This is a genomic window from Streptomyces sp. SM1 (assembly GCF_002910825.1).
Classification (GTDB): domain Bacteria; phylum Actinomycetota; class Actinomycetes; order Streptomycetales; family Streptomycetaceae; genus Streptomyces; species Streptomyces okerensis.
In genome coordinates this window covers 1-19,984 of sequence record NZ_NEUB01000333.1, presented here as the reverse complement: position 1 = coordinate 19,984, position 19,984 = coordinate 1, and the positions used below count along the sequence as shown (strand labels likewise).

General features: G+C 68.7%; 14 protein-coding genes, 1 tRNA gene and 1 pseudogene. 12 read left to right on the top strand and 4 right to left on the bottom strand.

What is annotated here, in order from left to right; all coding sequences use genetic code 11:
• Positions 1-11 precede the first annotated feature (11 nt).
• Positions 12-1,067: a UDP-N-acetylmuramate dehydrogenase gene (locus B9S61_RS08320; RefSeq protein WP_103541665.1), complete on the top strand. Its 1,056-nt coding sequence runs from the start codon at positions 12-14 to the stop codon at positions 1,065-1,067.
• Positions 1,068-1,128: 61 nt separating this feature from the next.
• On the opposite strand, the gene B9S61_RS08315 is transcribed toward B9S61_RS08320, so the two are convergent.
• Both B9S61_RS08315 and B9S61_RS08310 read right to left on the bottom strand, forming a co-directional pair.
• Positions 1,129-2,166, bottom strand: a complete 1,038-nt coding sequence (locus B9S61_RS08315; RefSeq protein WP_103541664.1) for an adenosine deaminase — start codon at positions 2,164-2,166, stop codon at positions 1,129-1,131.
• Positions 2,167-2,300: 134 nt separating this feature from the next.
• Positions 2,301-3,527 carry a pyridoxal phosphate-dependent aminotransferase gene (locus B9S61_RS08310; protein ID WP_103541663.1) on the bottom strand — a complete coding sequence of 409 codons (1,227 nt, stop codon included), beginning with the start codon at positions 3,525-3,527 and terminating at the stop codon, positions 2,301-2,303.
• Between the two features lie 283 nt (positions 3,528-3,810).
• Here B9S61_RS08310 and B9S61_RS08305 point away from each other — a divergent pair.
• The 11 genes from B9S61_RS08305 (at position 3,811) to B9S61_RS08250 (ending at position 17,977) form a co-directional block, all read left to right on the top strand.
• Positions 3,811-3,883 (top strand) — tRNA-Trp (locus B9S61_RS08305).
• Between the two features lie 109 nt (positions 3,884-3,992).
• Positions 3,993-4,280 (top strand): preprotein translocase subunit SecE, encoded by a 288-nt coding sequence (gene secE, locus B9S61_RS08300; protein ID WP_103541662.1) that lies wholly within the window; start codon positions 3,993-3,995, stop codon positions 4,278-4,280.
• 80 nt (positions 4,281-4,360) lie between these two features.
• The gene (gene nusG, locus B9S61_RS08295) at positions 4,361-5,248 is read left to right on the top strand and encodes a transcription termination/antitermination protein NusG (RefSeq protein ID WP_103541661.1); all 888 of its coding nucleotides are present in this window, start codon (positions 4,361-4,363) and stop codon (positions 5,246-5,248) included.
• 190 nt (positions 5,249-5,438) lie between these two features.
• A complete protein-coding gene (gene rplK / locus B9S61_RS08290; RefSeq protein ID WP_103541660.1) occupies positions 5,439-5,876 on the top strand; it encodes a 50S ribosomal protein L11 in 438 nt (145 codons plus the stop codon).
• An 82-nt stretch (positions 5,877-5,958) separates the two neighbouring features.
• Entirely contained in the window at positions 5,959-6,684 is a 726-nt protein-coding gene (gene rplA, locus B9S61_RS08285) for a 50S ribosomal protein L1 (protein WP_103541659.1), read from the top strand.
• A gap of 166 nt (positions 6,685-6,850) precedes the next feature.
• Positions 6,851-7,789, top strand: coding sequence for a hypothetical protein (locus tag B9S61_RS08280; protein ID WP_103541658.1), 939 nt, complete (start codon positions 6,851-6,853; stop codon positions 7,787-7,789).
• A gap of 329 nt (positions 7,790-8,118) precedes the next feature.
• A complete protein-coding gene (gene rplJ / locus B9S61_RS08275) occupies positions 8,119-8,649 on the top strand; it encodes a 50S ribosomal protein L10 (RefSeq protein ID WP_004927352.1) in 531 nt (176 codons plus the stop codon).
• A 115-nt stretch (positions 8,650-8,764) separates the two neighbouring features.
• Positions 8,765-9,145, top strand: a complete 381-nt coding sequence (gene rplL / locus B9S61_RS08270; RefSeq protein ID WP_103541657.1) for a 50S ribosomal protein L7/L12 — start codon at positions 8,765-8,767, stop codon at positions 9,143-9,145.
• A gap of 600 nt (positions 9,146-9,745) precedes the next feature.
• A complete protein-coding gene (gene rpoB, locus B9S61_RS08260; protein WP_103541656.1) occupies positions 9,746-13,231 on the top strand; it encodes a DNA-directed RNA polymerase subunit beta in 3,486 nt (1,161 codons plus the stop codon).
• A 95-nt stretch (positions 13,232-13,326) separates the two neighbouring features.
• Positions 13,327-17,241: a DNA-directed RNA polymerase subunit beta' gene (locus B9S61_RS08255; protein WP_103541655.1), complete on the top strand. Its 3,915-nt coding sequence runs from the start codon at positions 13,327-13,329 to the stop codon at positions 17,239-17,241.
• Positions 17,242-17,440: 199 nt separating this feature from the next.
• A complete protein-coding gene (locus B9S61_RS08250) occupies positions 17,441-17,977 on the top strand; it encodes a DUF1707 and DUF4190 domain-containing protein (RefSeq protein WP_103541667.1) in 537 nt (178 codons plus the stop codon).
• 192 nt (positions 17,978-18,169) lie between these two features.
• On the opposite strand, the pseudogene B9S61_RS08245 reads toward B9S61_RS08250, so the two are convergent.
• Positions 18,170-19,390 (bottom strand): annotated as a pseudogene (locus B9S61_RS08245) (M48 family metalloprotease); the annotation flags it as partial.
• A 43-nt stretch (positions 19,391-19,433) separates the two neighbouring features.
• Positions 19,434-19,910, bottom strand: coding sequence for a Pycsar system effector family protein (locus B9S61_RS08240; RefSeq protein ID WP_103541666.1), 477 nt, complete (start codon positions 19,908-19,910; stop codon positions 19,434-19,436).
• Positions 19,911-19,984: the final 74 nt, after the last annotated feature.

The following is a 19,984-nucleotide window of genomic DNA, read 5'->3' as shown; positions in this document are numbered from 1 at the left end:
GTCTTGGGCCCGTGCAGGAACTCCACGACGCCCCCCTCGCCCCGCTGACCACCTTCCGGCTGGGCGGCCCCGCGACCCGGCTGGTCACCGCGACCACCGACGACGAGGTGATCGCCGTCGTCCGCGACGCCGACGACAGCGGCACCCCGCTGCTGATCATCGGCGGCGGCTCCAACCTGGTCATCGGCGACAAGGGCTTCGACGGCACCGCCCTCGTCATCGGCACCCGGGGCGTCACCCTGGACGGCACCCGCCTGGAGCTGGCGGCCGGCGAGGTGTGGACCGACGCCGTGGCCCGCACGGTGGAGGCGGGCCTCGCCGGTGTCGAGTGCCTGGCCGGCATCCCCGGTTCGGCGGGCGCCACCCCGATCCAGAACGTCGGGGCGTACGGCCAGGAGGTCTCCTCCACCCTCACCGAGGTCGTCGCCTACGACCGCAGGGCCCGCGAGACGGTCACCCTGAGCAACGAGGAGTGCGCCTTCTCGTACCGCCACAGCCGCTTCAAGGCGGACCCCGGGCGCTACGTCGTCCTGCGCGTGAGATTCGCCCTGGAGGACGCCGGCGGCCTGTCCGGTCCACTCAAGTACGCCGAGACCGCGCGCGTTCTCGGTGTCGCGCCGGGCGAGCGGGTACCGCTGGCCACGGCCCGCGAGACGGTTCTGGGGCTCCGCGCCGGCAAGGGCATGGTCCTGGACCCCGACGACCACGACACATGGTCGGCCGGTTCCTTCTTCACCAACCCGGTCCTCGACGAGGAGACGTTCGCCGCATTCCGCACGCGCGTGCGAGAGCGGCTCGGTGACGGGGCGGAGGCCCCCGCGTATCCGGCGGGCGAGGGCCACACCAAGACCTCCGCCGCCTGGCTGATCGACAAGGCCGGTTTCGGCAAGGGGTACGGCCAGGGCCCGGCCCGTATCTCCACCAAGCACACCCTCGCCCTCACCAACCGGGGAGAGGCGACCACCGAGGACCTGCTGGCACTCGCCCGCGAGGTCGTCGCCGGTGTCCACGAGGCGTTCGGCATCACCCTGGTGAACGAACCGGTGACGGTCGGCGTCAGCCTGTAGCGAGGGCCGTACCAAGGCGCCCGGCAGCGGGCCCCGCCGCCGCGTCCGCGCGGGCCCGTGACTACGCCGGGGTGGTGAGCCAGGTGTCCACGCCCGACAGCAGTTTCGCCTTGATGTCCTCCGGGGCCGCCGAGCCCCGTACCGACTGCCGGGCCACCTCCGCGAGCTCCGCGTCGGTGAACCCGTGGTGGACTCGGGCGATCTCGTACTGGGCCGCCAGCCGGGAGCCGAACAGCAGGGGGTCGTCCGCGCCGAGCGCCAGCGGCACCCCCGCCTCGAACAGGGTCCGCAGCGGTACGTCCTCGTGCTTCTCGTAGACCCCCAGCGCCACGTTGGACGCCGGGCAGACCTCGCACGTCACCTGGCGGTCCGCGAGCCGCCGCATCAGCCGCGGATCGTCCGCCGCCCGCACACCGTGACCGATCCGGTGCGCGTCCAGGTCGTCCAGGCAGTCCCGGACCGACGACGGCCCGGCCAGCTCGCCGCCGTGCGGCGCCGACAGCAGCCCTCCGTCCCGCGCGATCGCGAAGGCCCGGTCGAAGTCACGGGCCATCCCGCGCCGCTCGTCGTTGGAGAGCCCGAACCCGACCACGCCCCGGTCCGCGTACCGCACCGCCAGCCGGGCCAGCGTGCGCGCGTCCAGCGGGTGCTTCATCCGGTTGGCGGCGACCAGGACCCGCATCCCGATCCCGGTGTCCCGCATCGCCGAGTCCACCGCGTCCAGGATGATCTCCAGCGTCGGGATCAGGCCGCCCAGCCGCGGTGCGTACGACGTCGGGTCGACCTGGATCTCCAGCCAGCCGGAGCCGTCGCACACGTCCTCCTCGGCGGCCTCCCGCACCAGCCGCTGGATGTCCTCCGGCTCACGCAGGCACGAGCGGGCCGCGTCGTACAGCCGCTGGAAGCGGAACCAGCCGCGCTCGTCCGTGGCCCGCAGTCTCGGCGGCTCCCCGCCGGTCAGCGCGTCGGTCAGGGCCTCGGGCAGGCGCACCCCGTACTTGTCGGCCAGCTCCAGCAGGGTGGCGGGTCGCATGGACCCGGTGAAGTGCAGGTGGAGATGGGCTTTCGGCAGCTCAGAGAGATCACGTACACGCTCCATCGGTCGATCCTGCCGCACGTCCCGGCCATCCCGGTAGCGCTTTCCCCTTTCGTGGTCTTGATCGCACAAACACCCGGGGAAAACGAAGAGGGGCGCCCGGGCCGGAACCGGGCGCCCCTGCGGTGCGTCGGACGTCAGTCGCGCGCCTCCGCGAGCAGCTTCTGGATGCGGCTCACGCCCTCGACGAGGTCCTCGTCGCCCAGCGCGTACGACAGCCGCACGTACCCCGGGGTGCCGAACGCCTCACCGGGCACCACCGCGACCTCGGCCTCCTCCAGGATGAGCGCGGCCAGCTCGACCGAGTCCCGCGGCCGCTTGCCCCGGATCTCCTTGCCGATCAGCGCCTTGACCGAGGGGTAGACGTAGAACGCGCCCTCGGGCTCCGGGCAGAGCACGCCGTCGATCTCGTTGAGCATCCGCACGATGGTCTTCCGCCGCCGGTCGAAGGCCTCGCGCATCTTCGCGACCGCTTCGAGGCCGCCGGAGACGGCGGCGAGGGCGGCCACCTGGGCGACGTTGGAGACGTTCGACGTGGCGTGCGACTGGAGGTTGGTCGCGGCCTTGACCACGTCCCTCGGGCCGATGATCCAGCCGACCCGCCAGCCCGTCATCGCGTAGGTCTTCGCGACACCGTTCACCACGACGCACTTGTCGCGCAGCTCGGGCAGCAGCGCGGGCAGGGAGACGGAGACGGCGTCGCCGTAGACCAGGTGCTCGTAGATCTCGTCCGTCAGCACCCACAGACCGTGCTCCACGGCCCAGCGGCCGATCGCCTCGGTCTCGGCCTCGCCGTAGACCGCGCCGGTCGGGTTCGAGGGAGAGACGAAGAGGACGACCTTCGTCTTCTCCGTGCGGGCCGCCTCCAGCTGCTCCACGCTCACGCGGTAGCCGGTGGTCTCGTCGGCGACCACCTCGACCGGGACACCGCCGGCCAGCCGGATCGACTCCGGGTACGTCGTCCAGTACGGGGCCGGGACGATGACCTCGTCGCCCGGGTCGAGGATGGCGGCGAAGGCCTCGTAGATGGCCTGCTTCCCGCCGTTGGTGACCAGGATCTGGGACGGGTCCACCTCGTAGCCGGAGTCGCGCAGCGTCTTCGCGGCGATCGCGGACTTCAGCTCGGGCAGACCGCCCGCCGGCGTGTAGCGGTGGTACTTCGGGTTCTTGCAGGCCTCGATCGCGGCCTCGACGACGTAGTCGGGCGTCGGGAAGTCGGGCTCACCTGCGCCGAAGCCGATCACCGGTCGCCCGGCGGCCTTGAGGGCCTTGGCCTTGGCGTCCACGGCGAGGGTGGCGGACTCGGAGATCGAGCCGACGCGGGCGGAGACCCGGCGCTCGGTGGGAGGGGTTGCAGCGCTCATGGGCCCATCGTTCCAGACCCGGAACCCGGCGGGCACGGGGGTTTCACGGACCGAACATGACCGGGCAAACCAGTGGACACCAGTCCGGATCCACCGCGCCGGGGCCGCGCGGCCGGGACGATCTTGCGCCGGACGGCGGCCGGGGCCCTCCGGCACCGGCACGTGTCGTTCGACGCCAAGCCCGGGAACACGTACACTCTCACCTCGTTGGCCTTCAGCGGCCCGCGCTCAGCCGGTGTACACCAAGCATCCGGTCGGATGCGGTACGTTGGGGAACGCACAAAGGGTCGTAGCTCAATTGGTAGAGCACTGGTCTCCAAAACCAGCGGTTGGGGGTTCAAGTCCCTCCGGCCCTGCTACACACTCCGTCGCCAGGATGTGTGCGCATGTACGTACTGCAATGCACCGCCGTGCGGGCTCTCACCGGGCGCGGCACGGCCACGACCCGGAATCAGGTGAGGACGAGTGACGGACGCCGTGGGCTCCATCGACATGCCTGATGCCGAGGACGAGGCGCCGGACTCCAAGAAGAAGACCCGCAAAGGCGGTAAGCGGGCCAAGAAGGGTCCGCTGAAGCGTCTCGCCCTCTTCTACCGTCAGATCGTTGCGGAGCTCCGCAAGGTGGTCTGGCCGACCCGTAACCAGCTGACGTCGTACACGACCGCGGTGATCATCTTCGTGGTGCTGATGATCGGCCTGATCACGCTGTTCGACTATGGCCTCAGCAACGCCGCCAAGTACGTCTTCGGCTGATCCCCGAGCGAAGAGCGCCGAGGTACCCGGCGCTCCTTTCGCATGTTCCACCCCTATGTATCCAGGAAGAAGCAGCCACCGTGTCTGACCCGAACGTGAACGACGCCGTTGAGCCTGTCGGCGAAGGGGCCGCGTCCGCAGAGGACGCGCCCGCCGCCGTCGAGGGCGCGGGCGTCGAGGACACCGAGGCCTCTGCCGAGGCCGAGGCTGCCGGCACCACCGCGGACGAGACCGCCACCACGGACGAGAGCGCCGAGGCGGACGAGACCACCGCCGACGAGACGGACGAGACCCCCGAGGCCGCGGAAGCGGCCGAGCAGGCCGAAGAAGCCGAAGAGCCCGAGGACGACCGCGACCCGGTCGAGAAGCTCCGCGAGGAACTGCGGACGCTGCCCGGCGAGTGGTACGTCATCCACACCTACGCGGGCTACGAGAACCGGGTGAAGACCAACCTGGAGCAGCGCGCCGTCTCGCTGAACGTCGAGGACTACATCTTCCAGGCCGAGGTGCCGCAGGAAGAGGTCGTCCAGATCAAGAACGGCGACCGCAAGACGATCAAGCAGAACAAGCTCCCGGGTTACGTCCTGGTCCGTATGGACCTGACGAACGAGTCCTGGGGCGTCGTCCGCAACACCCCCGGCGTCACCGGCTTCGTGGGCAACGCCTACGACCCGTACCCGCTGACGCTGGACGAGATCGTCAAGATGCTCGCCCCGGAGGCCGAGGAGAAGGCCGCCCGCGAGGCCGCCGAGGCCGAGGGCAAGCCGGCTCCGCAGCGCAAGGTCGAGGTCCAGGTGCTGGACTTCGAGGTCGGCGACTCGGTCACCGTCACCGACGGCCCGTTCGCCACGCTCCAGGCGACCATCAACGAGATCAACCCCGACTCGAAGAAGGTCAAGGGCCTGGTGGAGATCTTCGGCCGGGAGACGCCGGTCGAGCTCTCCTTCGACCAGATCCAGAAGAACTAGTCCTCGGACCCGGCTTTTCTGGAACGGCTGGTACACAGCTTCCGAGCAGGTCAGCAGAGCGCTCGCGCACTCGGCTGACCTGCTCGGTTTTCAGCCGCGCATCTATACCCGCTATCGTTGTGCGGTATGCCTGCGTCCGGGTTGTCCCCATGACGTGGGCAGGACCCGAATCGAAAGGACCCGGAGAGCCATGCCTCCCAAGAAGAAGAAGAAGGTCACGGGGCTCATCAAGCTCCAGATCCAGGCCGGTGCCGCGAACCCGGCCCCGCCGGTCGGCCCCGCGCTGGGCCAGCACGGCGTGAACATCATGGAGTTCTGCAAGGCCTACAACGCCGCGACCGAGTCGCAGCGCGGCTGGGTCATCCCGGTGGAGATCACGGTCTACGAGGACCGTTCCTTCACCTTCATCACCAAGACCCCGCCGGCCGCCAAGATGATCCTCAAGGCCGCGGGTGTGGAGAAGGGCTCCGGCGAGCCGCACAAGACCAAGGTCGCGAAGATCACGCGCGACCAGGTCCGTGAGATCGCCACCACCAAGATGCCCGACCTCAACGCCAACGACCTGGACCAGGCGGAGAAGATCATCGCCGGTACCGCCCGTTCCATGGGCGTCACGGTCGAGGGCTGATCTCCACCCCCGTAAGCCAAGCAGTAGTGGCAGGGCCGGCTCGGCCCGGACCACGACTCCTCAGATCCCACAGGAGCTTTCAGTGAGCAAGCGCAGCAAGTCTCTCCGCGCTGCGGACGCCAAGATCGACCGGGAGAAGCTGTACGCCCCGCTCGAGGCCGTCCGTCTCGCCAAGGAGACGTCCACGAGCAAGTTCGACGGCACCGTCGAGGTCGCCTTCCGTCTGGGTGTCGACCCGCGCAAGGCCGACCAGATGGTCCGTGGCACCGTGAACCTCCCGCACGGCACCGGTAAGACCGCCCGGGTCCTGGTCTTCGCGACCGGTGACCGTGCCGAGGCCGCGCGTGCCGCGGGCGCCGACATCGTCGGCGCCGACGAGCTGATCGACGAGGTGTCGAAGGGCCGTCTGGACTTCGACGCCGTCGTCGCCACCCCGGACCTCATGGGCAAGGTCGGCCGCCTCGGCCGCGTGCTCGGTCCCCGTGGTCTGATGCCGAACCCCAAGACCGGCACCGTGACCCCGGACGTGACCAAGGCCGTCACCGAGATCAAGGGCGGCAAGATCGAGTTCCGCGTCGACAAGCACTCGAACCTGCACTTCATCATCGGCAAGTCGTCCTTCGACGACACCAAGCTGGTGGAGAACTACGGCGCCGCGCTGGAGGAGATCCTCCGTCTGAAGCCGTCCGCCGCCAAGGGTCGCTACATCAAGAAGGCCGCCATCAGCACCACGATGGGCCCCGGCATTCCGCTCGACCCGAACCGCACCCGCAACCTCCTCGTCGAGGAGGACCCGGCCGCCGTCTGAGCCGGGTCGGGCCGACCGACCGGCCCGCGCACGCAGTGAACGCCCGCCCCCGGGCCTCTCAGAGGCCCGGGGGCGGGCTTTCTCATGCGGCGGTGTCAGCCAAGTGGGTTACCGTTCCCTTGACTTCACAGACGCAGCACAGAGACACACAACAGGGGTGGGATTCATGGGTATGGCCGTGTGGAAGCGCGCGGGTGTCTGTCTGACGGCCGCGGCCGCCGTCGCGGGTGTCGCGGGGTGTCAGGGCGGTGACAGCGACGAGGGCGGCAAGAAGAAGGCCGGCGGATCGGCGGAGTCCGCGGTCCAGTCGCAGACCGAGATGACCGAGGTCCTCCAGGCGGCCTTCAAGAACACCTCGGAGGCCAAGTCCTCCAAGGTGCGGATGACCATGACGATGCCGGCGGCCGTGGAAGGCGGCGGCACCATCGAAATGTCCGGGGTGCAGGGCTGGGACCCGGCTGTCATGGACGTCACCATGAAGGGCTCCGCGCTCGCGGCGGGTGGCCCGGACGCGCCCCAGCAGATGCGCATGATCATGGTGGACGACGCCATGTACATGGATATGGGTGCGCAGATGGCCGCCGAGATGGACGGCAAGCGCTGGATGAAGATGGACTTCGGTGCCATGGCCGAGGCGTCCGGTGACCCCCCGGTCCAGAAGCAGATGACCGGCGGCATGGAGAACATGAACCAGGACCCGTCGCAGCAGCTCGCCCTGCTGCTCGAGTCCAAGAGCCTGAAGCACGTGGGACCGGAGAAGGTCGACGGCGTCCAGACGCAGCACTACAAGGGCACGCTGAGCTTCGAGGAGATGCTCGACGTCAACAAGTCCTTCGACACGCTCTCCGAGAAGGAGCGTGAGGAGGTCGTCGCCAACATGGAGAAGGCCGGCCTGAAGGGGTACGACACCGAGGTCTGGGTCAACGAGGGCAACTACCCGGCCAAGATGGTCGTCGGCATGAAGCTCCCCCAGGGCACGATGAACATGACGGCCCACTACTCCGACTACGGCGCCGCGGCCCAGGTCGAGGCGCCGCCGGCCAAGGACACGTTCGACCTCGCGGAGATGATGAAGGAGCTGGAGGGCCTGGGAGCGGGCGCCTAGACCCGGCTCGGCCCCGGAGGCCCCGTGCCTCCGGCGAGCCGCATGTCGGCCGATTTGCTCCACGCCGATCCGTTCGCGTACTCTTCCACAGAAGCCAAAGACCGCTGGTCGTTGCCGTGCGCTCGTCTGAGGGTGCGGTGGCCGAAGGATCCGCTGAATTGCGGACGACCCGCGCAGGTGTGAGTGGAAGAGTTCCCGGAGCTTGTTGCCGCGAGGCGCGAGAAACCGGTAGAGCTACGCCCCGTGCGCCTGCGCCGGGGCGTTTCGTTTTCCCCAGTCCTCCTTCGGGTCCGCGCGGTCCGAATCACCCGGAAGGAGGCCGAGGCTCTATGGCGAGGCCCGACAAGGCTGCCGCGGTTGCCGAGCTGACGGACAAGTTCCGCAGCTCCAACGCCGCCGTGCTGACCGAGTACCGCGGTCTCACCGTGGCGCAGCTCAAGACGCTGCGCCGTTCGCTCGGTGAGAACGCCCAGTACGCCGTGGTGAAGAACACGCTGACCAAGATTGCGGCCAACGAGGCCGGGATCACGCTCGACGACCAGCTCTTCGCTGGCCCGACGGCGGTCGCCTTCGTCACCGGTGACCCGGTGGAGTCGGCGAAGGGTCTTCGTGACTTCGCCAAGGACAACCCGAATCTCGTCATCAAGGGCGGCGTCCTTGACGGCAAGGCGATGTCCGCCGACGAGATCAAGAAGCTTGCGGACCTCGAGTCCCGCGAGGTTCTGCTCTCCAAGCTGGCGGGCGCTTTCAAGGGCAAGCAGACGCAGACTGCTCAGCTCTTCCAGGCGCTCCCCTCGAAGCTCGTCCGCACCGTGGACGCGCTCCGTGCCAAGCAGGACGAGCAGGGCGGTGCCGAGTAATTCGGCTCGCTTTCTGACCCCGGCCGCATAGCGGCAAGGGTCGCAGCGGGCCTGACGTACGCCCGCCTCACCCCGTACATCCGGCACCTGCCGAATTAGTGGAAGGACCGCCATCATGGCGAAGCTCAGCCAGGAAGACCTGCTCGCCCAGTTCGAGGAGATGACCCTCATCGAGCTCTCCGAGTTCGTGAAGGCCTTCGAGGACAAGTTCGACGTCACCGCCGCCGCGGCCGTCGCCGCCGCCCCGGCCGCCGCTGCCGCTCCGGCCGAGGCCGCTGCCGAGCAGGACGAGTTCGACGTCATCCTCACGGGTGCCGGCGACAAGAAGATCCAGGTCATCAAGGTCGTGCGTGAGCTGACCTCCCTGGGTCTGAAGGAGGCCAAGGACCTCGTGGACGGCGCCCCGAAGCCCGTTCTCGAGAAGGTCGCCAAGGACGCCGCCGAGAAGGCCGCCGAGTCCCTCAAGGGCGCCGGCGCCTCCGTCGAGGTCAAGTAACACCCCGCGGGTCCCTCGGGGATCCGCAGCGCGTCCCACGGGACGTGTAACGCTCGAGCGCCGAGGAGCGATCATCCATCCGGGTGGTCGCTCTTCGGCGTACGGGGGGTCCGGCGGCGGCTGCCTTGCCCCCGGGACGGCGGGGGGTAGGGTGATCTTCGTTGTGCCTCCTGGGGCGGCGAGGAATCGCCCCGTGGCAGACGGTCGGGGGCAAGAGGGCCTTGACGAACCGCACGCAGCGCGCAATTCTCAGGACGCGTCGTCACAAGGATCCGAATCCGAGGCATGGATCGACGGCAAAGAGGGCAGTATCACGGTGCGTTGAGGGCAGCGCCTTGTCGCAGGAGTTGAGAACAACGAGGGCCTCTACCCGGTCTCGTACACCGCACTGGACATCAGTGTGCCAAGTGGCTACACTGACCCTTTGCGCTGCCTGTTAGCTGTCCCCTGCCCGTCACCAGGGGCATTCCCTCGCTCGATCACCGACGACTCGACGATCTCCGACCTGGGCTTTCGCCCCCCTCGGAGGAATCTGTCTTCTGTGCACGGCGGGGAGCCGGTACGCGCGTAGTGAGTCCGAGCCCTCGGAAGGACCCCCTCTTGGCCGCCTCGCGCAACGCCTCGACCGCGAATACGAACAACGGTGCCAGCACCGCCCCGCTGCGCATCTCCTTTGCAAAGATCAAGGAGCCTCTCGAGGTTCCGAACCTGCTCGCGCTGCAGACCGAGAGCTTTGACTGGCTGCTCGGCAACACCGCCTGGCAGAGTCGGGTCGAGGAGGCTCTCGAGAACGGGCAGGACGTCCCCACCAAGTCCGGTCTGGAGGAGATCTTCGAAGAGATCTCCCCGATCGAGGACTTCTCCGGGTCGATGTCGCTGACCTTCCGCGACCACCGCTTCGAGCCGCCGAAGAACTCCATCGACGAGTGCAAGGAGCGCGACTTCACGTACGCGGCCCCGCTCTTCGTCACCGCCGAGTTCACCAACAACGAGACCGGCGAGATCAAGTCCCAGACCGTCTTCATGGGCGACTTCCCGCTCATGACGAACAAGGGCACCTTCGTCATCAACGGCACCGAGCGTGTCGTGGTGTCCCAGCTGGTCCGCTCGCCCGGCGTCTACTTCGACTCCTCCATCGACAAGACGTCCGACAAGGACATCTTCTCCGCCAAGATCATCCCGTCCCGGGGTGCCTGGCTGGAGATGGAGATCGACAAGCGCGACATGGTCGGTGTCCGCATCGACCGCAAGCGCAAGCAGTCCGTCACCGTCCTCCTGAAGGCGCTCGGCTGGACCACCGAGCAGATCCTCGAGGAGTTCGGCGAGTACGAGTCCATGCGCGCCACCCTGGAGAAGGACCACACCCAGGGCCAGGACGACGCGCTGCTCGACATCTACCGCAAGCTGCGTCCGGGCGAGCCCCCCACGCGTGAGGCCGCGCAGACGCTGCTCGAGAACCTGTACTTCAACCCCAAGCGCTACGACCTCGCGAAGGTCGGCCGCTACAAGGTCAACAAGAAGCTCGGCGGGGACGAGCCGCTGGACGCCGGTGTGCTCACCACCGACGACGTCATCGCCACCATCAAGTACCTGGTGAAGCTGCACGCCGGTGAGACCGAGACGGTCGGCGAGTCCGGGCGCTCGATCATCGTCGAGACCGACGACATCGACCACTTCGGCAACCGCCGCATCCGTAACGTCGGCGAGCTGATCCAGAACCAGGTCCGTACGGGTCTCGCCCGTATGGAGCGCGTCGTGCGCGAGCGCATGACCACCCAGGACGTCGAGGCGATCACGCCGCAGACCCTGATCAACATCCGGCCGGTCGTCGCCTCCATCAAGGAGTTCTTCGGCACCAGCCAGCTGTCCCAGTTCATGGACCAGAACAACCCGCTGTCGGGCCTGACGCACAAGCGTCGTCTCAACGCCCTCGGCCCGGGTGGTCTCTCCCGTGAGCGGGCCGGCTTCGAGGTCCGTGACGTGCACCCCTCGCACTACGGCCGCATGTGCCCGATCGAGACGCCGGAAGGCCCGAACATCGGCCTGATCGGCTCGCTCGCTTCCTACGGGCGGATCAACCCGTTCGGCTTCATCGAGACGCCGTACCGCAAGGTCGTCGAGGGTCAGGTCACCGACGACGTCGACTACCTGACCGCCGACGAGGAGGACCGCTTCGTCATCGCGCAGGCCAACGCGCCGCTCGGCGACGACATGCGCTTCGTCGAGAACCGCATCCTGGTCCGCCGCCGCGGCGGCGAGGTCGACTACGTCCCCGGTGACGAGGTCGACTACATGGACGTCTCGCCGCGCCAGATGGTGTCGGTCGCGACCGCCATGATCCCGTTCCTGGAGCACGACGACGCCAACCGTGCCCTCATGGGCGCGAACATGATGCGTCAGGCGGTGCCGCTCATCAAGAGCGAGTCCCCGCTCGTCGGCACCGGCATGGAGTACCGCTCCGCCGCCGACGCCGGCGACGTGGTCAAGGCCGAGAAGGCGGGTGTGGTCCAGGAGGTCTCCGCGGACTACATCACCACCGCCAACGACGACGGCACGTACATCACGTACCGCCTCGCCAAGTTCTCCCGGTCCAACCAGGGCACCTCGGTCAACCAGAAGGTCATCGTCGCCGAGGGCGACCGGCTCGTCGAGGGCCAGGTCCTGGCCGACGGTCCGGCCACCGAGAACGGCGAGATGGCGCTCGGCAAGAACCTGCTGGTCGCGTTCATGCCGTGGGAGGGCCACAACTACGAGGACGCGATCATCCTGTCGCAGCGCCTCGTGCAGGACGACGTCCTCTCCTCGATCCACATCGAGGAGCACGAGGTCGACGCCCGTGACACCAAGCTCGGCCCCGAGGAGATCACCCGGGACATCCCGAACGTCTCCGAGGAGGTCCTCGCCGACCTCGACGAGCGCGGCATCATCCGTATCGGTGCCGAGGTCGTCGCCGGCGACATCCTCGTCGGCAAGGTCACGCCCAAGGGTGAGACCGAGCTGACCCCCGAGGAGCGCCTGCTCCGCGCGATCTTCGGTGAGAAGGCCCGTGAGGTCCGTGACACCTCGCTGAAGGTCCCGCACGGCGAGATCGGCAAGGTCATCGGCGTCCGCGTCTTCGACCGTGAGGAGGGCGACGAGCTTCCCCCCGGTGTGAACCAGCTGGTGCGCGTCTACGTCGCGCAGAAGCGCAAGATCACCGACGGTGACAAGCTCGCCGGCCGGCACGGCAACAAGGGTGTCATCTCCAAGATCCTGCCCATCGAGGACATGCCGTTCCTCGAGGACGGGACCCCGGTCGACATCATCCTCAACCCGCTGGGTGTGCCGTCCCGGATGAACCCGGGCCAGGTCCTGGAGATCCACCTCGGCTGGCTCGCCAGCCGCGGCTGGGACGTCTCCGGCCTCGCGGACGAGTGGGCCGAGCGGCTCCAGGCCATCGGCGCCGACAAGGTCGAGCCCGGTACCAACGTCGCCACCCCGGTCTTCGACGGTGCGCGCGAGGACGAGCTCGCCGGTCTGCTCCAGCACACCATCCCGAACCGGGACGGCGAGCGCATGGTGCTCCCGACCGGCAAGGCGCGGCTGTACGACGGCCGCTCCGGTGAGCCGTTCCCCGAGCCGATCTCGGTCGGTTACATGTACATCCTGAAGCTGCACCACCTGGTCGACGACAAGCTGCACGCGCGTTCGACCGGTCCGTACTCCATGATCACCCAGCAGCCGCTGGGTGGTAAGGCTCAGTTCGGTGGACAGCGGTTCGGCGAGATGGAGGTGTGGGCACTCGAGGCGTACGGCGCCGCCTACGCGCTCCAGGAGCTGCTGACCATCAAGTCCGACGACGTCACCGGCCGCGTGAAGGTCTACGAGGCCATCGTCAAGGGCGAGAACATCCCCGAGCCCGGCATCCCCGAGTCCTTCAAGGTCCTCATCAAGGAGATGCAGTCCCTGTGCCTGAACGTGGAGGTGCTGTCCAGCGACGGCATGTCCATCGAGATGCGTGACACCGACGAGGACGTCTTCCGCGCTGCGGAGGAGCTCGGCATCGACCTGTCCCGGCGCGAGCCGAGCAGCGTCGAAGAGGTCTGACGGGAGTGGGGCGGCCTGACCGACGTCGGGCCGCCCGCCCCAGGACCCCCGTTTCAGACCCCAAGACTTACAACCCTGAGAGGGATTGACGCATAGTGCTCGACGTCAACTTCTTCGACGAGCTCCGGATCGGTCTGGCCACCGCTGACGACATCCGTCAGTGGAGCCACGGCGAGGTCAAGAAGCCCGAGACGATCAACTACCGCACGCTCAAGCCCGAGAAGGACGGACTCTTCTGCGAGAAGATCTTCGGTCCGACCCGGGACTGGGAGTGCTACTGCGGCAAGTACAAGCGCGTCCGCTTCAAGGGCATCATCTGTGAGCGCTGTGGCGTCGAGGTCACGCGCGCCAAGGTGCGCCGTGAGCGGATGGGCCACATCGAGCTTGCCGCCCCCGTCACTCACATCTGGTACTTCAAGGGCGTCCCGTCGCGCCTCGGCTACCTGCTCGACCTCGCCCCGAAGGACCTGGAGAAGGTCATCTACTTCGCGGCGTACATGATCACGTACGTCGACGAGGAGCGCCGCACCCGCGACCTGCCCTCGCTGGAGGCCCACGTCTCCGTCGAGCGCCAGCAGGTCGAGAACCGCCGCGACGCCGACCTCGAGGCCCGCGCCAAGAAGCTCGAGACGGACCTCGCCGAGCTCGAGGCCGAGGGTGCCAAGGCCGATGTGCGCCGCAAGGTGCGCGAGGGCGCCGAGCGTGAGATGAAGCAGCTGCGCGACCGTGCGCAGCGCGAGATCGACCGCCTCGACGAGGTGTGGAACCGGTTCAAGAACCTCAAGGTCCAGGACCTCGAGGGCGACGAGCTCCTCTACCGCGAGCTGCGCGACCGCTTCGGCACGTACTTCGACGGCTCGATGGGTGCCGCGGCGCTGCAGAAGCGGCTGGAGTCCTTCGACCTCGACGAGGAGGCCGAGCGCCTCCGCGAGATCATCCGCACCGGCAAGGGCCAGAAGAAGACCCGTGCGCTCAAGCGGCTGAAGGTCGTCTCCGCGTTCCTGCAGACGTCCAACAGCCCCAAGGGCATGGTGCTGGACTGCGTGCCGGTCATCCCGCCGGACCTGCGTCCGATGGTGCAGCTGGACGGTGGCCGCTTCGCGACCTCCGACCTGAACGACCTGTACCGCCGTGTCATCAACCGCAACAACCGCCTGAAGCGGCTTCTCGACCTCGGCGCGCCCGAGATCATCGTGAACAACGAGAAGCGCATGCTCCAGGAGGCCGTGGACGCGCTCTTCGACAACGGCCGTCGTGGCCGCCCGGTGACGGGCCCCGGCAACCGTCCGCTGAAGTCGCTGTCCGACATGCTCAAGGGCAAGCAGGGCCGCTTCCGTCAGAACCTGCTCGGCAAGCGCGTGGACTACTCCGCGCGTTCCGTGATCGTCGTCGGTCCGCAGCTCAAGCTGCACCAGTGCGGTCTGCCGAAGGCGATGGCGCTGGAGCTCTTCAAGCCGTTCGTGATGAAGCGCCTGGTCGACCTGAACCACGCGCAGAACATCAAGTCGGCCAAGCGCATGGTCGAGCGCGGCCGCACCGTGGTGTACGACGTCCTCGAAGAGGTCATCGCCGAGCACCCGGTGCTGCTGAACCGTGCGCCCACCCTGCACCGCCTCGGCATCCAGGCCTTCGAGCCGCAGCTGGTCGAGGGCAAGGCCATCCAGATCCACCCGCTCGTCTGCACCGCGTTCAACGCGGACTTCGACGGTGACCAGATGGCCGTGCACCTGCCGCTCTCCGCGGAGGCGCAGGCCGAGGCCCGCATCCTGATGCTGTCCTCGAACAACATCCTCAAGCCGGCCGACGGCCGTCCGGTGACGATGCCGACCCAGGACATGGTCCTCGGTCTGTTCTTCCTCACCACCGACGGCGAGATGCGCGACCTCAAGGGCGAGGGCCGTTCCTTCGCCTCGGTCGCCGAGGCGATCATGGCCTTCGACGCGGGCGAGCTGTCGCTCCAGTCGAGGATCGACGTCCGCTTCCCGGTCGGCACCATCCCGCCGCGCGGCTGGACCCCGCCGGCGTGGGAGGAAGGGGACGACGGCGTCGGGGAGAGGGAGTGGCAGCAGGGTGACACCTTCCGGCTGAACACCACCCTGGGCCGTGCGCTCTTCAACGAGCTGCTGCCCGAGGACTACCCGTTCGTCGACTACGAGGTCGGCAAGAAGCAGCTCTCGGAGATCGTCAACGACCTCGCCGAGCGCTACCCCAAGGTCATCGTGGCGGCGACGCTCGACAACCTGAAGGCGTCCGGCTTCTACTGGGCCACCCGTTCCGGTGTCACCGTCGCCATCTCCGACGTCGTCGTTCCCGAGGCGAAGAAGGAGATCGTCAAGGGCTACGAGGCGCAGGACGAGAAGGTCCAGAAGCAGTACGAGCGCGGTCTGATCACCAAGGACGAGCGCACGCAGGAGCTCATCAACATCTGGACCAAGGCGACCAACGAGGTCGCCGAGGCGATGAACGAGAACTTCCCGAAGACCAACCCGATCTTCATGATGGTGAACTCGGGCGCACGAGGCAACATGATGCAGATGCGTCAGATCGCCGGTATGCGTGGTCTGGTGTCGAACGCGAAGAACGAGACGATCCCGCGTCCGATCAAGGCGTCGTTCCGTGAGGGCCTGTCCGTGCTGGAGTACTTCATCTCCACGCACGGTGCCCGTAAGGGTCTGGCGGACACCGCTCTGCGTACCGCCGACTCGGGTTACCTCACCCGTCGTCTGGTCGACGTCTCCCAGGACGTCATCATCCGCGAGGAGGACTGCGGCACCGACCGCGGTCTGCGTCTCAAGATCGCCAGCCGGGACGAGACGGGCGTGCTCCGCAAGGAGGGCGACGTCGAGACCTCGGTGTACGCGCGCTGCCTCGCCGAGGACATCGTGGTCGACGGCCAGGTGCTGGCCCCGGCCGGCACCGACCTGGGCGACGTCCTCATCGAGGAGCTCGTCTCCCGCGGCGTCGAGGAGGTCAAGACCCGCTCGGTCCTGACCTGCGAGTCCGCCGTCGGCACCTGCGCGATGTGCTACGGCCGTTCGCTGGCCACCGGCAAGCTGGTCGACATCGGTGAGGCGGTCGGCATCATCGCCGCCCAGTCCATCGGTGAGCCCGGTACCCAGCTGACGATGCGTACCTTCCACACCGGTGGTGTGGCCGGTGACGACATCACCCAGGGTCTGCCGCGTGTCGTCGAGCTCTTCGAGGCCCGCACGCCCAAGGGTGTCGCCCCGATCTCCGAGGCCTCCGGCCGCGTGCGGATCGAGGAGACCGAGAAGACCAAGAAGCTCGTCGTCACCCCGGACGACGGCAGCGACGAGACGGCGTTCCCGATCTCCAAGCGTGCCAAGGTCCTGGTCCGCGAGGGCGACCACGTCGATGTGGGCGAGCAGCTCACCGTGGGTGCCACCAACCCGCACGACGTGCTGCGCATCCTGGGCCAGCGTGCCGTCCAGGTCCACCTGGTCGGCGAGGTCCAGAAGGTCTACAACTCGCAGGGCGTGTCGATCCACGACAAGCACATCGAGATCATCATCCGGCAGATGCTGCGCCGCGTGACGATCATCGAGTCCGGCGACGCCGAGCTGCTGCCCGGCGAGCTGGTCGAGCGTTCGAAGTTCGAGACCGAGAACCGTCGTGTGGTCCAGGAGGGCGGTCACCCGGCCTCCGGTCGTCCGCAGCTGATGGGTATCACCAAGGCCTCGCTGGCGACGGAGTCCTGGCTGTCGGCCGCCTCCTTCCAGGAGACGACCCGAGTGCTGACGGACGCGGCGATCAACGCCAAGTCCGACAGCCTCATCGGCCTCAAGGAGAACGTCATCATCGGTAAGCTCATCCCGGCCGGTACGGGGCTGTCCCGCTACCGCAACATCCGGGTCGAGCCGACCGAGGAGGCCAAGGCCGCGATGTACTCGGCCGTCGGCTACGACGACATCGACTACTCGCCGTTCGGCACGGGCTCCGGCCAGGCCGTTCCGCTGGAGGACTACGACTACGGTCCGTACAACCAGTAAGCGGGCAGCTTGATCCGAAGGGCGGTCACTCCGTACGGGGTGGCCGCCCTTCGGCGTCCCCGGAGGCAAGGGACGCGCTCGTCCCGGGGCGAGCGGTGCGGTGTGACGCGGGGTCGTGGAACCAAACTCCCGCTGCGGTGCGTTCAAGTGGGTGAATACACTTGTCAGGGATTTCTTGTCCGGCCCCCGGGAGGCAGCCGTGTCGTACCCGACCCCGTGGCAGGGCAACCCCTTGCAGGGGCCCGGCGCCCCGTCGATGCTGGCCTCCCACGCCGACCGTGAGCGCGCGGTGGACGTCCTGCGGGCCGGTTACGGCGAGGGCAGGCTGGACCACCCCGAATTCGAGAAGCGTGTCGCCCGCGCCTACACCGCCCGCACGATAGCCGAGCTGTCGCTGCTGGTCGCCGATCTGCCCCAGGGCCCGCAGCTCCAGCCGCAGTTTCAGCCGATGGCGGTCGCCGGGCCGGTGCCGGCCACGTTCCTGCCCCGGCCGCAGCCGGCGACGAACGGAAAGGCGATCGCCTCGATGGTCTGCGGCGTCCTGTCCGTGGCCACGGGCGGACTCACCGGCCTCCCGGCCGTGATCCTCGGCCACATGGCGCAGTCGGAGATCCGCCGCACGGGTGAGGCCGGTGAAGGCTTCGTCCTGACCGGGCTGGTGCTCGGCTGGCTGTCGGTCGCCGGCTGGGCGATCTTCCTGAGCTTCTTCGTCCTGCTGGCCGCGCTGGTGCGATAGCGCCGGTCCGGCGGACAGGTGTTCCGGCCGGTCGGACTGGGCACTCCCGAAAGCGCCGGGGCGGGATGCCGGGCGGGGTGGTGTGGTCAGCGGGTCAGCGGGTCGGCTGGAGGTACGGCTGCAGGTGGTGCAGCCGGGGTGCGAGGACAGCAGCTTGCTCACCGGAGCCTCGGTGACGGGCGCCCCTCCGTTGGCCGCGGTGACCGCGGCGACCTGCTGCTGCTCCTGCTGGTGCAGCTTCTCCAGGACGGCGGCCAGCATCGGGGCGAAGCCCAGCGCCGCGGCGTGCTGGTCGGCGCGCAGTTCGGAGCGCCGGCCGACGGCGGCGAGCGCGTACGGCATGGCGAGGAGCAGGAGCGGCAGCCCGTAGAGGGTGCTGATCGTGGCGAGTGCGAGGCCGCCGACGAACAGACCGAAGAACAGCACGCCGAAGCACGAGAACACCCGCGACACCCGGAACAGGAACCCGGTGACCGCGCGCAGCAGCCGCCAGGCGATCCGGCCGGGCAGCGCGTACCAGTAGCCGAGCAGTGAGGACCAGGCGTGACCGCCGACGTGGTGACCCAGCTCGTGGGCCATGACGGCGGCCAGCTCGCCGTTGGGCAGCTGATGCATGGCGAACCGGGTGACGCCGACGATGTGCCCGGCCGCGGCGACCGCGTTGAGACCGTCGCTGTCCTCGACCCACAGCTCGTAGTTCCGGCCTTCGACGCCCGCACGGGCGGTGACCTCGCGCCAGACCGGTTCGAGTTTGGCTCGTTCTTGCGGAGTGGGGTAGCGCAGCCGGAGCAGATGGCGCGCGAGGGCGCTTTCCGTCGGGCGGTGGAACACGAGTGCGCCGCTGGCCAGCCAGACCAGGACGACCACGACGCCGAGGTTGCCGAAGAACGCGGAGACCAGGCCGACGACCACGAGGCTGCACAGGAAGTTCGGCAGGTGGAGGAGCAGACTGCCGAAGGCGGTGGCGTCGGTGTGCCGCTGCTGGCCGGCGATGTGGACCCGGCCGCGGTCGGTGCTGATGTGGTGCGGGTGCAACGGGGAGTCGGGTGCGGGGGGCGGGGCGGCCTGTGGGTACGGGGCGGCCTGTGGGTACGGGGTCGGGGGCGGGTACTGCGGGGCCTGCGCGCCTGCGTTCGGGTACGGAGGGGCTTGCGGGTACTGGGGTGCCTGCGGGTACTGAGGGGCCTGCGGTGCCTGCGGTCCCGTGTGTGGAGGCTGGGGGTACTGCGGGGTCGCTGCCCCGGGGTACTGCGGGGGGATGTGGGGCTGGGACCCGGGCGGGGCCGGCGGGGCGGGCTGCTGGGGGTGGGCCGGGGGCGACGGGTACTGCGGCGGGATGTGCGCGGTCCCCGGCTGGTGGGGGAGGCCGGCCGGCTCCGGGTACTCCGGAGGGGTCGGCGGTGGCTGGGTCATGGTGCTTCCTTCGCTTGACGTGGGTGGTGGCCGGGCCCGTGGGTCAGCCGATCAGCAGGGAGGCGGGCAGCAGGAGCGTGCCGGTGCAGAAGGCGATCAGGCCGGTACGGATCCACTGGTGCTTGCGCCAGGCGATCCGGCTCGTCTCCGTGAGCGCCGCCGTCAGACCGGCCACCGGGTCGGCCTCGGTGTCGGCGAGCGCGGTGTCCAGCCGGCCCGCCCGCACGGCCCGCTGGATGTCCCCGAAGTACGACAGAGGCTGCCCCTGGACCCAGGTCCCGCTGCGGTAGCGGGGCAGTACGGCCAGGAGCAGTGCGAAGAGGGAGAGGGCGAGGGCGAGGGTCCCGGCCCACCACACCGCGGCGCCGGTCGCCGACAGGGCGCCCGGGGACCAGTCCTGTCCGGCGAGCAGTCCGCTGAACGCACCCGCGGTGATGCCGAGCGCGGCGACCAGGACGGCCGCCTTGCTGTCGGCGCGGGCTATCTCGGTACGCAGGTCCGCCAGCAGCCGCTCGCACAGCTGTGCGCGGGGTGCGGAGGGCGGGGCCGGGGTGGCGAGGGTGAAGAAGCGGCGGACGGCGGCCCTGGCGGCGC